At 43.6% G+C, this 14,744-nt stretch carries 10 protein-coding genes; 4 read left to right on the top strand and 6 right to left on the bottom strand.

What is annotated here, in order from left to right; all coding sequences use genetic code 11:
• Positions 1-3: 3 nt before the first annotated feature.
• The 3 genes from pepT to proS all read right to left on the bottom strand — a co-directional run bounded on the left by pepT (position 4) and on the right by proS (position 3,530).
• Complete coding sequence (pepT, locus tag BUB08_RS05955; protein ID WP_072999777.1) at positions 4-1,224, bottom strand: peptidase T; 1,221 nt, start codon at positions 1,222-1,224, stop codon at positions 4-6.
• Positions 1,225-1,269: 45 nt separating this feature from the next.
• Positions 1,270-1,956 carry a hypothetical protein gene (locus BUB08_RS05950; RefSeq protein ID WP_072999925.1) on the bottom strand — a complete coding sequence of 229 codons (687 nt, stop codon included), beginning with the start codon at positions 1,954-1,956 and terminating at the stop codon, positions 1,270-1,272.
• Between the two features lie 98 nt (positions 1,957-2,054).
• On the bottom strand, positions 2,055-3,530 hold the full coding sequence (proS, locus tag BUB08_RS05945) for a proline--tRNA ligase (RefSeq protein ID WP_072999775.1): 1,476 nt from the start codon (positions 3,528-3,530) through the stop codon (positions 2,055-2,057).
• A 103-nt stretch (positions 3,531-3,633) separates the two neighbouring features.
• On the opposite strand from proS, the gene BUB08_RS05940 reads away from it, so the two are divergent.
• The 3 genes from BUB08_RS05940 (at position 3,634) to BUB08_RS05930 (ending at position 8,001) form a co-directional block, all read left to right on the top strand.
• Positions 3,634-5,016, top strand: a complete 1,383-nt coding sequence (locus tag BUB08_RS05940; RefSeq protein ID WP_072999773.1) for a hypothetical protein — start codon at positions 3,634-3,636, stop codon at positions 5,014-5,016.
• Between the two features lie 534 nt (positions 5,017-5,550).
• Positions 5,551-6,567, top strand: coding sequence for an OmpP1/FadL family transporter (locus BUB08_RS05935; protein WP_394332731.1), 1,017 nt, complete (start codon positions 5,551-5,553; stop codon positions 6,565-6,567).
• A gap of 162 nt (positions 6,568-6,729) precedes the next feature.
• Entirely contained in the window at positions 6,730-8,001 is a 1,272-nt protein-coding gene (locus BUB08_RS05930; protein WP_072999769.1) for a DUF819 family protein, read from the top strand.
• Between the two features lie 2 nt (positions 8,002-8,003).
• Here BUB08_RS05930 and BUB08_RS05925 read toward each other — a convergent pair whose 3' ends face one another.
• Genes BUB08_RS05925 through BUB08_RS05915 form a run of 3 tightly spaced genes read right to left on the bottom strand, consistent with a single transcriptional unit; the run spans position 8,004 to position 13,291 of the window.
• Positions 8,004-9,692 carry an MBOAT family O-acyltransferase gene (locus tag BUB08_RS05925; protein WP_072999768.1) on the bottom strand — a complete coding sequence of 563 codons (1,689 nt, stop codon included), beginning with the start codon at positions 9,690-9,692 and terminating at the stop codon, positions 8,004-8,006.
• Between the two features lie 5 nt (positions 9,693-9,697).
• Entirely contained in the window at positions 9,698-11,146 is a 1,449-nt protein-coding gene (locus BUB08_RS05920) for a GDSL-type esterase/lipase family protein (RefSeq protein WP_072999766.1), read from the bottom strand.
• A gap of 9 nt (positions 11,147-11,155) precedes the next feature.
• Positions 11,156-13,291, bottom strand: a complete 2,136-nt coding sequence (locus BUB08_RS05915; RefSeq protein ID WP_072999765.1) for a S9 family peptidase — start codon at positions 13,289-13,291, stop codon at positions 11,156-11,158.
• 280 nt (positions 13,292-13,571) lie between these two features.
• Here BUB08_RS05915 and cas6 point away from each other — a divergent pair, with 280 nt between their 5' ends.
• Positions 13,572-14,369, top strand: coding sequence for a CRISPR-associated endoribonuclease Cas6 (cas6, locus tag BUB08_RS05910; RefSeq protein WP_072999763.1), 798 nt, complete (start codon positions 13,572-13,574; stop codon positions 14,367-14,369).
• Positions 14,370-14,744 lie beyond the last annotated feature (375 nt).

Raw genomic sequence — 14,744 nt, 5'->3', positions numbered from 1 at the left:
TTTTTAGCGTTTTGAGACCAGTTCTGCAATATTTAAAATTACTTCTACGGCTTTTACCATTGAAGGCACCGGCACAAACTCAAACGGCCCGTGAAAGTTATGTCCTCCGGCAAATACATTGGGGCATGGCAACCCTTCGTACGAGAGCCGGGCACCGTCAGTTCCGCCGCGAATAGCTTTTACGTTGGGCTGAATACCGGCTTTTTTCATCGCCTCTTTAGCCATTTCAACCACATACATTACCGGTTCAATTTTCTGTCGCATATTATAGTACTGATCCTTCATTTCCAGGGTAACCAGTTTGCGCCCAAGTTCGAGGTTTACCAACTGCACAATCTCTTGCAACAATTTCTTTTTCTCTTCGAATTTTGCGGTATCGTGATCACGAATAATAAACTGCAACTCGGCTTTTTCAACGTTTCCGTTAAACGAAATCAAATGGTAAAAACCTTCGTACCCGTCAGTGTGCTCAGGCCGCTGAGTGGGCGGAAGCATTGCAACCAGTTTGTGCGCCACCAACAGGGCGTTAACCATTTTGTTTTTTGCAAACCCCGGATGAACGCTTCTTCCCTGCACTGTAATTTTTGCACCGGCAGCATTGAAGTTTTCAAACTCAAGCTCGCCAATTTCTCCGCCGTCGAGCGTGTATGCGAAATCAGCACCAAACTTCTTCACATCAAATTCATCGGCTCCCCGCCCAATTTCTTCATCGGGGGTGAAACCAATTCGAATTTTTCCGTGTTTAACGTCGTTTGACTTCAATAAAATTTCAGAGGCAGTAACAATCTCTGCAACTCCGGCTTTATCGTCGGCTCCAAGCAACGTAGTGCCGTCGGCTGTAATAATCGATTGCCCTTTGTATTGTTTAATTTCAGGAAATTCTGCAGGATCGATGGAAACCCCGTTTTTCAGCCGGATGGTATTTCCGTCATACTTTTCAATGATTTGAGGCTGAACGTTTTCTCCTGAAAAATCAGGGCTGGTATCTACGTGCGAAATAAATCCCACAACCGGCACCTCATTGTTTATATTCGCCGGAATGGTTGCCATAAGGTAACCATTTTCATCAAGAGTTACTTCTTTCAAACCGATTTCGATTAGTTCGGCTTCCAGCTTTTTCATAAAAATCATCTGCCGCTCTGTACTTGGGCAGTTCCCGTTTTCCGGGTCTGATGTGGTATATTCTTTAGCGTAACGAATAAATCTCTCTACAACTTTTTCCATTTTCTGTATTTTATCTGAATGTTTCCTTTTTCTGAATTCAACAATTTAAACATCATCCGAATTAAATGCAAACCCCAGCCTTTTGCCGGTGGTCATTTTAGAATGGACAATTTTCTCCTGCATTTGTTCTACGGTTGCCAGTTTCACGTTGTCGTAAGGAGTAACCAGCAAATCAAATTCGATGCAGTACCTGATGGCAGTTTCAACAATTTGCCGCAAAACCCCGGGAGAAATGGTGTCGATGGCAAAACTTTTCACGTTTTCGTCGGTCTGCCGTTTGCCTTCCACAAAAAAATGGTTGTCCTTATTCACAAAAACTCTTGCTACCAGGTACCCTAAATCCTGTTGCCGATTGTATTTAAAAGAATCAGCCAGAAAATTATAAATGTTTATAATGCCACAATAAGAACGTAACGGATCCTCCTGAATATATTCTGAGCTTAAAATGGGGTGTTTATTATCAAACTCAAAAACATTGGAGTGCATGCTAAAAATCAACAGGTCGCCTCCTATTTCAAACTCTGCTTCAAATGGCCCGCGTTCTCTAAAAACCGGAAGCACAACATGAGGAACCTTGTCCTCAAGCCCGCTTACATACTCTTTTTCAAGTATTTTTAAAACTTTCTTCAAAATTTTAAAGGTTTGAACGGTATTCGAATAAACCTTTTGTTTTATTGTGGATTTAATTACAAATGCTTCCAGTAGGGAGGCTCTGATTTCCTTCTCATCCATTACGGCAAATTTTTGAACTAAAAATACACAACCTGCAGAAATATAAAAAAGAAAGCAGCCCAAAAGAGCTGCTTGTCCAACAATATTTTTTTCGAAAATTAATAAGCCAGTGCAAACAACACCCGCTGGGTTGACGGTTTACCGGAGTAAACACATTTCCCTTCTTCCTGCTCATTTTCGAGCGGAATACAACGAATGGTAGCTTTTGTTTCGCTTTTAATTTTTTCCTCTGTTTCAGTAGTGCCGTCCCAATGTGCAGAAATAAATCCTCCTTTATTTTTAAGAACGTCTTTAAATTCTTCCCAGGTATCCACTTTGGTAATCATGTGAGAGCGGAAATCAAATGCTTTCTGAAAAATGTTCTGTTGAATTTCGTCCAGCAGTTTCTCAATATATTCTGAAACTCCTTCGATTGGAACTATATTTTTTTCCAAAGTATCACGTCTGGCAATTTCCACGGTACCATTTTCCAGATCGCGCGGACCCATTGCCAACCGAACCGGAACGCCTTTCATTTCGTACTCAGCAAATTTCCAGCCTGGTTTTTTATTGTCACTATCGTCAAATTTCACCGAAATACCCTTTTGCTTCAGGGCAGCCACAATTTCATTAACTTTTTCGGAAATAGCTCCAAGTTGTTCTGTCTTCTTGTAAATTGGTACTATTACAACCTGAATAGGAGCCAATTTCGGAGGAAGCACCAAACCGTTGTCGTCAGAATGTGCCATTATCAGCGCCCCCATCAAACGGGTAGAAACACCCCATGAAGTAGCCCAGACATACTCTTCGCGGCCTTCTTTATTGGTAAACTTAACGTCGAATGCTTTGGCAAAATTTTGCCCCAAGAAATGAGAGGTACCTGACTGTAATGCTTTTCCATCCTGCATCAGCGCCTCAATGGTATATGTATCCAGAGCGCCGGCAAATCGTTCATTTGCTGTTTTCACCCCTTTTATTACAGGAACCGCCATAAAATTCTCCGCAAAATTGGCATACACATTTATCATTTTTACCGTTTCGTCAATAGCTTCCTGCTTAGTAGCGTGCGCAGTATGACCTTCCTGCCAAAGGAACTCGGCAGTTCGCAAAAACAAACGGGTACGCATTTCCCAGCGCACAACATTGGCCCACTGGTTTATTAACAACGGCAAATCGCGATGCGATTGAATCCAGTTGCGATAAGTATTCCATATAATGGTTTCTGAAGTAGGTCGTACAATCAGTTCTTCCTCCAGTTTTGCGGCCGGGTCAACCACGACTCCACCGTTCTCCTCGTCATTTTTTAAACGATAGTGGGTAACTACGGCACATTCTTTGGCAAATCCTTCAACGTGATCCGCTTCTTTACTGAAAAAAGATTTCGGAATAAAAAGCGGGAAATATGCATTTACATGCCCGGTTTCTTTGAACATTCTGTCAAGTTCGCCCTGCATTTTCTCCCAAATAGCATAACCATAAGGCTTTATAACCATACATCCTCTGACTGCCGAGCTTTCAGCCAAATCAGCCTTAATTACCAGATCCTGATACCACTGGGAATAATTTTCACTACGTGGTGTTAATTCTTTCGCCATTTTTAATAAAATTGGTATAAATTTTGCTTTTTTGTCAATGACAAATTTGAGTTCACAAAGAAAGTAAATATTATTGACATTAAATAAACCGGGAGGACGAGTTATGAAATCAAAATTATTAATTTTAACACTGGCTGCACTGTTTGTAGGTGCATGCACCTCGGGGACTTACGTTACCAGTTCTTATACTGATGACATCTATTTTAACCCGGGAGATGTTCCCCCTCCAATTACCGTAGAACAAAAAACGATGGTTGAGGAACAGCCAGTCGAAAAGTCAGCACACAGAATGATTATTAGTGACATTCAGGAAAACGAAGAAGGTTCGCAAACAATGAACAACTACATTTTCCAGGGAAACGAAGACGATGCTGACGCACTCAGTTACAGTATGGATCAGTACGACATGTACCAAAGCGACACCACCGTTTATTACAACGAAGATGACGTAAAGTATGTAATTAATAATTACTACGACGGTAATGAAATTGACTATACCTATCGTATCAGAAGGTTCCACCGTCCGTACTTTTACGATCCTTACTACTTGGACAGCTGGTATTACGATCCTTATTTCTACGATCCCTATTATTCATCATGGTACTCTCCCTGGTCTTATGCCGGAAGCTGGGGATGGGGCTACAACTGGTATTCGCCATACTACAGTTGGGGATGGGGCTACTCACCATATTACAGCTACTGGAACAGGCCATACTCGTATTATGGATGGGGTTACCCGTACAACTCATGGTACGGCCATGGAGGCAACTGGCATTTTGACTCCGATAATTACCATTACGGACAAAGGAGATCTACCGGCACAAATGTTATTCACAGAAATACCACAACTGCCGCCGGAAGAACGTCGGCTTCTGCCTCACGTTCATCGGGCAACGTAACCAAAAGTGCACGAACAGGGAGTACACCCCGTACTGAACTGAACGGAAGAAGATCTACTTCTACTTCGGGAGTAAGAGCAAATTCTGCCACACGTTCGACAAACAGTAGTAGCGTTGCTGCCGAAAGAAGAAGAACCTCAACCGGGCAGAGCAGCCAGGTTAGAAGCAGCAGTACCCAGGCCAGAACATACACCAGGCCAGGCAGCTCATCAACAGTTACCAGAAATTACACAAGACCTGCAACTAAAAGTAGTACAACAACTACACCTAGGGTAGTTACTCAAAGCAGAAGTTCAAGCTACTCGGCACCAAGGTCTAGTTCTACCTATAACCGTACATACAGGTCTAGTTCAACTTATAACAGAAGTTCGAGCAACAACAGCTCTACCAGAAGTTACCGCGCACCTTCCAGTTCTTCCAGTTCGGGCAGCTCCTATCAACGGAGTACTCCCACAAGAAGCAGTAGCAGCAGCGGCAGTTACCGTAGCAGCGGATCATCTTCTTCATCATCCAGAAGTTACGGGTCCAGTAGCTCGGGTAGCAGCAGATCTTCGTCGTCTTCATCTTCATCAGGGAGAAGAAGGTAACAAGAAAAGTTGCCTAAAATGAGTATTAACGAAAAAAGCAATTTAGCCATGAAAAAAATAATAGCATTATTGACTTTAGCATTTGTTGCACCGTTTTTTGTACAGGCGCAGGGCCTTCTGGATGCATTACGGTACTCCGATTTGCAGGTTCAGGGGACAGCACGCTCCGGTGGAATGGGAAATGCGTTTGGAGCCCTTGGAGGAGATTTCACCTCTGTTAGTATTAACCCGGCAGGACTAGGCTTGTACAGAAGTGCAGAACTTGTTTTTACTCCGTCTTTCGGAAAAAATCAGGTTGAAACAAGCTACCGCAACAATTCAATGACCGACAGCAAATACAATTTTGCTTTTAATAATTTGAGTTATGTAGCAACGCTTTCTACTCAAAATAAAAGCGAAACCGGCCTGGTTAACGTGAATTTCGGAATTGGTTTTAACCGGCTGAAAAACTTCAACAGTACATCGTTGGCCGGAGCAGACAATATGGACAGGTCGTACCTGGATTATATGACAGGCAATGCAAACGCAGGAATTATGGATGAATTCTATGAAAACCTGGCCTGGGAAACCTACCTTCTTTGGAAAGATGACGAAACAAGTGAGTATTGGCACGATCTGGACGAAAACCATTCCAACTACGGTCAAAGCCAACGCAAAAGCATTTCGAGAGACGGATATGTAAACGAATACTCTTTTGCTGTCGGGCTTAATTTCAATCATAAATTATACATTGGTGCATCCATCGGTCTTCTGGATGTTAATTTTAAAGAATCTTACGAATTGCTTGAATGGGACAAACAAAATAAAATTGACTATTTTAACGAAATGCAGTTCAATAGTCATTTGGAAACTACCGGAACAGGATATAACGGAAAAATCGGTATAATTTACAAACCGATAAATGCACTCCGCTTGGGAGCATCGTTACACACTCCGACGTTTTACAACCTGCACGACTTCTTTAGAACTTCGATGTATGCAAACGTTGCTGACGAAAACGGAGAAATGGGTAATTTTGAGGCAAAATCCCGTTACTCTGATTACGACTACGATTTGGAAACTCCACTTAAGGCTACCCTCAGTGCCGCTTATGTAATCGGCAAAAAAGGACTGATTAGCGTCGATTATGAATATGCTGATTACGGATCGGCAAGTTTACGACGCGGCGGAAACGGCTACAACTTTGTTAATGAAAACAACGAAATAGCAGAAGCATACAGAGGCGTGGGGAACCTTCGTATTGGAGGAGAATTTATGGCAACAAGCAATATCAGTTTGCGTGCCGGATTCGAAAATTATCCGTCGCCGTACAACACCAACGCATTTGGAGCAAACCAGCCTAATGCCGACTCAAAACTGAATGTGTATGCTGCCGGCTTTGGCTATAGAACCGGAGGTTTCTTCTTCGATGTTGCCTATCGGTACTCGGTTCAGAACAGCTTTGACCTGATGTACCCGGAACCACCAACAGATTTCTACAACATGCCTGAAATGGTAGAATTCAACTCAACAAAAAACAACGTGATGTTTACGCTGGGTTTCAAATTCTAAGCATTATCACTCAAAATATTCAAAGAGGCGCAAATTAACGTTTGTGCCTCTTTTGTTTTATGCACATAATAACAAGCACTTAATCAGCCAACCAAAAATCAGTTCCTCCAAACTGAATAAAAAATATATTTTTGTAATCCTGAAAGCTTAAAAAACCAGTTTATGTGGATTACGGCAACATTAATTCTCTTTTACCTGTTAACTCCGGTTCTTCTCATATACTTGTGTAAAATATCTGACACATTAAAAAGAATAGGAGCTGTTGTACTCGCCTACGCCATCGGGCTAGTTCTCGGAAACATTGGGATTCTCCCCACTCCAAGCGAAGGCCTGGTGAAATTACTCGGCGGCACACGAAGCTACATTCCCAAAGAAGAACTTCTGGCGGTAATAAATGCTCCGGGCTTTTCTGATTCTGATTTGACCTACAATATGATTGCCCAGGTGCAGGAGTCCATTATGAATTACACCATACTTATTGCTTTGCCGCTTTTGCTGTTTTCGCTAAACCTGCGTAAATGGATGAAAAATGCCCACAGCACCATAATTTCACTGGTATTGGCAATGGTTTCGTTAATGATTTCGGTTTTTATTGGCTACTACCTGTTTGCGCACAATATAACCGAATCAAACAAAGTTACAGGGATGTTAATCGGTGTTTATACCGGCGGAACACCAAACCTTGCAGCAATTGGCACTGCGTTGAATGTAAGCCCAAATACTTTTATTCTGACCCACACCTACGACCTGATAATAGGTTCTGTTGCTTTGTTGTTTCTTATGACCATTGCCCAGCGCCTTTTTAACACGTTTCTACCAAAATACAATTTCATAAAAAAAGCGGAAAATGTAATGCAGGTAGAAATCGAGGAAGAGGACACCAACATGGAAAACTACGACGGGCTGTTCAGCCGAAAAAATCTTCCGGAAGTGGCAAAATCGTTATTGGTTTCCATCGTTATTTTCGCAATTGGCGGAGGTATTTCTTTTCTTGTACCAAAGCAGTCGCAGGTAACATGGGTGATTCTGACAATTACGACCCTGGGGTTGCTGGCATCGTTAATCAGGCCGATAAACAAACTAAAAATCAGCTTTCCCCTGGGAATGTATTTTATTATTGTGTTCTGCCTCGCGCTCTCGTCGATGGCCAACTTAAAAAACATGTTTCAGATAGAATTTCTGGAGTTGTTTTTATTTGTGCTTTGGGTTGTTGTCGGCTCCATGATTATTCATGTTGCGCTGGCCCGCATTTTTAAAGTAGATACCGACACCACTATTATTGCCATAACCGCACTCACCTACTCTCCGCCATTTGTTCCGGCGGTTGCAATGGCTCTGAAAAACAAAGAAGTGATTATCGGTGGGCTGACCATCGGTATTTTGGGTTTTGCATTCGGGTCGTACCTGGGAATTTTTATCGGTTCAATTTTGTAGCATTAAAACTGAAAATAGATAAACGGCTGCATATCTGCCGAAATGGACTGGTAAACGATAATAACCACCACTGCCGAAATCACCACTTTCAACCAAAGCGGAGCAGCAATAAAAGCATCCCTCAGCCGGTCTTTCCACTTCTGACTAACCCAGTGTGTAAAAAAGCCGAACAACATCATCAGAAAAACCCATTTATACGCTGAAACAACCTGCGGAATTATAGACAGTTCCATGTTGTTGGCAATCTGGTGCATCATTCCATTTACAATTTCCATGGATTCGGAACGGAAGAAAATGCGGGTTGCCGTAATGAAACAAAAGGTGATGGTAATCTTCCACAATGTTGCCAACCACCCGGTTTTCTTTTCCCACGGACTGATTTTCCGCCAAAATTTATAAACCACCAGGCCAACGCCATTCAGTCCTCCCCAAATAATAAACTGCCACGAAGCGCCGTGCCACAACCCTCCCAGCAGCATGGTAAGCATCAGGTTAATATTGGTGTTGATATGCCGCTTTACGCCCGGGAAAAAATGCGCTAATGCGGCAAACAGCAAAACAATTCCGGTAAAAACCGGAATTAAAATGAGTTTTCCGGCAAGCAGAACCACAATTGCCAAAATAATTCCAAGGCTCAGGTAACTAAACACCGAACCATTTCGGTTTCCGCCAATGGGAATGTACAGGTAGTCTTTCAGCCACGACGAAAGCGACATGTGCCAGCGTTTCCAAAACTCGCCCACATTTTTGGCTTTATACGGCGAATTGAAATTCTCAGGCAAACGGAATCCCATGAGCAGAGCCACCCCGATTGCGATATCTGTATATCCCGAAAAATCAACATAAACCTGAAGCGAATACCCGAAAAGCGCCATCAGATTTTCAAAACCCGAATGCGAAAGCGGAGCCGAAAACACGCGATCCACAAAGTTCACGGCAATGTAATCGCCAATAAATATTTTCTTTACCAGCCCTTTCAAAATGATGTAAATGGCCCAACCAAACTCCTGTTTCGACACGTGGTAATCTTCGTAAATCTGCTTTACAAAGCCCGACGCGCGCACAATTGGCCCGGCTACCAGCTGCGGAAAAAACGATACATAAAACCCAAAATCGATAAGGTTATTAACAGGTTTCGTTTCGCCGCGATAAACATCTACCGAATAGCTGATGGTTTGAAAAGTAAAAAACGAAATACCCACCGGCAATAGAATCTGGTTCACATTAAAATGGGTGCCGGTTGCTGCATTCACCCAGTGCGCCAAATAGTTTATCACATGTAAATCTGTACCGAACATAGCGTTCAGGCTTTCAGTAAAAAAGTAGGCATATTTAAAATAGGCCAGCAACGAAAGGTTGATAACAACACTTGCCGCAACCAGCATTTTACGCAGCGATGCTCGTTTTGAAGCATAAATCCACTTTCCGATAAAAAAATCAGTCAGCGTACTAAACAGCAGTATAAAAAAGAAAAAGCCGCTGGACTTGTAATAAAAAAACAAGCTGGCGGCAAAAATGTAACCCGCCCGCAAGGTTCGGTTCTTGTTATTGTAAACCAGTGAATATCCGGCAAGAACAATGGCAAAAAATCCCCAGAAAAAGAACCGGGTAAATATAAGCGGGCTCGATTCGTTGTACAGAAAAATATTCCGAATAAAACTCCCCCACTCTATTTGCTGAAAGAACTCCATATTTACTACTTATTCTGCAAATAATTATTGTACTCAAAAATCAGTGCGTTGTAAAACATGTTGGCAATAAGCCTGGCGCCACGCATCGAAAAATGCACATAATCGGGGCGTGCCAGCTCAGGGTCTGCATTTACCCACGAGGGCATACTGTTTTTACCCCCCATGGCATCAAACATATCCCAGTACCCGCAACCTTCAGAAAGCGCCACCTGCTTTAATGTTTCCACAAGCCCGGGCAGATGTTCGTATGTCACATAAAATTCTTTCTGCTTTGTGGACATATCGCTGGGGCCAATAACAATAATAGCTGCATGGGGGCAAGTTTTTTTCAACCGGGCAATTTGCGCCCTAAACCAGCGTCCGTAGCTGACTATCTTTTCGGCTTCGGTTAGGTACGGAACCGTGTTGCCGCCAAATTGCAGAATAAATAAATCGGGCATGAGCGCTTTGTAAGCTTTTTGACTGTGCAAAAAATCGTTCCGGGTAAAAAACACCCCCGAACTGCCCCGCAATGCGATGTTATCCATAATAACACCGGATTTGGAAGCCACTTCAAAGCCATAAATGTCGGGGCTGTCGTAACCGCTAAAATGCACAGAAACCTGACTGGTGGTATCGGGCAAATCGATTTCCAGCCGGGCAAAATCAACAGTTGGCAGAAGCGTATCCTGTGCGATAAACGTATCGTTTGAAAACAACTGCACAGAAACCGGCTCACTCGTGTTCCCGTAATACAGTTTAAAGTGCTTATAAACCCGCGAAGAATCCAGAGCCACCGAAGCTTTTTCGATGGCCAGCGACGCTTCATAATAAACAAGCGAATCTGTTGCAAGCGTGTCAGGCTGTGGAGGAGCAAACCGCGAAAAAGCAGCCATCGGACCATATTTGTTATGTTGAATGGTCGAGTCAATTCTTCCGTAAAGCGGATACCGCATCCAGTTGCCCGAATTTTCCTGAACGGCAGAAAGCACAAAATCGTAAGGCTGCAATGCCGGACGCAGGCCAATGCCGGTTCCGCCAAATTTTTTCTGCAGCCTGTTTCGTATAAACGCCGTCATACGGTCGCCTTCAATCTGGCTGTCGCCATAATGCATTATGCGAACCAACGTATCTTTTTCCAGCCTTTTGAAAAAGCCGTATAAGTTTTGCCTTGCGGTATCGTTCAGCTCAATCCGGTGAATTTTTGCAACCAACGAATCATAATTTGCTGCCAATATTTCCGGCGTTGATTCCTCATTTCCGGGCATCAGCACAGAATCAATGTCGAACTGCTCTTCAACAATATGCGAAACATCAACATATTGCGGGCCCTCATCCAGAAACATTTCTGAAAACGACGGCAGATGAAAAGTAAATGTGCCCACTTTTATACCGCCGGCAGGAGTAGCCCACATTGCCACTGCCAGCAAAAGAAACACTCCAATTAAAAAGAATACTGTTTTTATGGGCTTCATTCAATTTTATTATAGATTCTCGAAAAAATAGGTGCTCACCTTCTCCATCAGATGCACCCTGTCTTTTCCCCGTACGTTGTGCGGGTGTGTGGGATACGCAAAAAAATCGACCTGTTTGCCCAGCATTACACATTCGCGCAAAAACTTCATGCTGTGCTGCATTACCACGGTTTCATCCTGTACGCCATGAACCAGCATTAGTTTTCCTTCGAGTGCAGAAACATGATGCAACATGTTTGTTTCGTTGTATCCTTCCGGGTTTTCCTGCGGCGTATCCATGTATCGTTCGCCATACATTATTTCGTACATGCTCCAGTCGACAACCGGGCCGCCTGCCACGCCCACTTTAAAAACACCGGGGTGCCGCAACATCAGGTTGAGGGTCATAAAACCACCGTAACTCCATCCGTGCAGGCCAATACGATCTGCATCTACATAAGGCAGCGATTTAAGGTATTCAACACCTTTCATCTGGTCTTCTGTTTCCAAAATTCCAAGTTGCCTGTGCACGCTGGTTTCAAAATCCCTTCCGCGGTTAAGCGTGCCACGGTTATCCATGGTAAACGCAATATACCCCTGCGAAGCCATGTAATACTGCCACCACCGCGCGCTGTTGTGCCAGCCTTTGTTCACCAGTTGCGAATGCGGCCCGCCGTAAACGTAAACAATCACCGGGTACTTTTTGGCAGGATCGAAATCAACAGGTAGAATCAGCCGTCCGGTCAGTTCGGTTTTACCGTCAGCCGACAAAACAGGAACCAGTTTGTTTTCGCCCAACACGTAATCCTTCAGCGGATCATCAGCACGATGCAGGTTCCGCCTGTTTTTTCCGTTGGCAGCAATCACATCTGTTTGCGACGGAACCTCCGGGCCGTTAAAAGCATCAATCAGCCAGCTTCCGTTACTACTCAGCTTTCCTTTGTGGATGCCTTCGCCGTCGGTAAGTTTTTCTGCTTTCCCCGATTTGGTATCTACCCGGTAAATATGCAGTTCCAGCGGGCTCTCTTTGGTGGCTTCCACAAACAGGTATTTCTCTTTTTCGTCGAAACCCAAAATGTTGGTTACCTCCCACTCGCCTTTTGTGATTTGGCGAATAAGTTGCCCGTCGGTATTGTACTTGTAAACATGAAACCATCCGTCTTTGCGGGTCAGGTAATAAAATTCATTATCGTTAACGGTCGAAAACCGAACCGGATAGAGCGGTTCCACATATTTATTGTCGGATTCTTCGAAAAGCGTTTTTGCTTTCTCGCCGGTTGCTACATTGTAGCAGTTCATTTGCATGTGATTTTGCCCGCGATTGAGTTCGGCCAGGTAAATATGCTGTTCGTCGGGCGACCACGCCAGGTTAGTGAGAAAATGCTCGGGATCGCCGCCGGTAGCCAGAAAAACCGTTTTGCCCGTTGCTACGGAATAAATACCCACGGTTACGTGCTCGCTGTCCATGCCTGCCATCGGGTATTTCACCGGAGTGTATTCTGCCGCGCGTGTCATGTAATCCACCAGCGGATAATCGGTTACCATGCTTTCGTCTTTGCGATAAAACGCAATGTAGTTGCCTTTGGGCGAATTAAAAATTCCGTTGCCAATGCCAAACTCGTTCCGGTGCACCGTTTGTCCGTTTACAATGCCGGCGCCACCGTCGGAGGTAATCTGCACGGTTTTTCCCGACGCAAAGGATGCAAATAAATCATTGTCGATTGTATAAGCTACAAACCGCCCGTTGAAGTTGAAAACACTGTTTGTTGCATCAGAAGGCAGTTCTACCTGAAATTCAACTTTTTTGGCATTTACATTAATCGCAAAAAAACCATTGCGATTTTGAACCACCAGCATATCTTCTTTTGCCCACGAATAGGACGGAAACTGGCGAAAGGCCTCGTTGCCTGAATGGTTCAGCAATGAATTTAATTCATCCAGACTAACCACGGCAGTCCGCTCGCCTTTTTTTGCGCTTTCCTCCCAAAGCGTATTGTTTTCAATAAATGTAAACCGGTCATCAGATTTCCATTCAAGCCCGTTAACCGATTTCGGATTGAGGTAATAATACCGACCAAGAATAGCGTCTTCTAACGACATTTGCTTCTGCTGGGCTGCTACTGCTGCGGAAATAAACAGCAGTAAAATCACCAATATTCTCTGCATTTTATACTTCGTTTTTTGATTGAAATGCGAAAATAGCGAAAGCAATCGGGCTTAAAAAGAGTTGATGGCAACTCCCCCCAAAAAACTGATGCATTTGTTTCTTTTTCGGGATAAAAACGCAGAGCCAGCACACTTTCATACTATGGATAGCGCGGCTGTAATGAAAAATGAGTTATGATAATCAGAAACGGGAATTATAAAAATAATTTGTAAATTCGGTAGATTAATTGGGTTAAAACTGACAAACAGCACCCCGAAACAGAACTAAAACTGGTGAACTATGATATTCCTCATTCATCTGAATACAACTGAAAAGCAATGCATATTGCCTATCGACTATCAATACTACATTGGCGCATGGATATACAAAATAATTGGAGAGGCCGACCCCGATTTTGCCCGGTTTTTACATACTGAGGGCTACCGGAACGGGAATAAAAGCTTCAAATTTTTCAATTACTCCCCTCTTTTTTTCAACAAATATAGAATACACAAAGACCGGGCTCTTATTGAGGCGTTAACAGGAACGGCCACCCTTAAGGTTTCGTTTTTCCTGAACGATGCAGCAGAGAAATTTATTATTGGCCTGTTTAACAACCAACAGGTTTACCTGGGCGACAGATTCAACGGCACAAATTTTAAGGTTGCAGGAATTGAAAGGCTGCCCGACCCTTTTTCACATGGCAATACCACAGCCGGGCGCCCGGTAACCATCGGGTATCATGCCAAGTCGCCGGTAGTGTTCAGCAGTAAAACCGAGAACGATAAATATGCCCGTTACCTTTCGCCCGAAGATGAAGGGTATGCCGGGTGGGTAAGGCAACACCTGTTTCATAAATACCAAACAGTGCCGGGCGCGGCTCCTCTTGCCGAAAACACCGAAACAGCGTTTACCCTGTTAAGCAAACCTAAATCGAAATTAATTACGATAAAGCCTTTTACGGCACAACAAACCAAAGTAAGAGGTTACCTCTATAAATTTTCGCTGACAGCCCCCGAAGAAATCCACAAACTGGTGCTCTATTCCGGATTTGGAGAGAAAAATGCCAGTGGGTTCGGCTGGGTAGAAACAGGCTGATGCCGGCAACTTTGCCGAACGGTAGAATATACCGGTTTTTTGTTTGGAACAGACCCTTCCGAAAAAATTCGTTAAAAAAAAAGACGAATGAAAACGGAGCAAATGCGCACACCCGACAGTAATTAAACGGAAACAACTGCCGGCTGCACAGAAACAACGGCTCAACGCATGGAAATGCCTGCTCAATGCACCGAAATATTCGCTCAATGCACCGAAATATTCACTCAACAGATGGAAATAACTGCACAACACCCGGAAATACCAACACAACGAAAGGAAATATACACACGCCACATGGAAACGCACACAATACCCTCCGAAATAACCGCCCAACACAGGGAATTTCCAATTTCCGGGCATATTACTAATTTAAAT

The organism is Mariniphaga anaerophila (assembly GCF_900129025.1).
Taxonomy (GTDB): Bacteria; Bacteroidota; Bacteroidia; order Bacteroidales; family Prolixibacteraceae; genus Mariniphaga; species Mariniphaga anaerophila.
The sequence above is the reverse complement of the archived record's forward strand: the minus strand, read 5'-3'. Positions and strand labels throughout refer to the sequence as shown.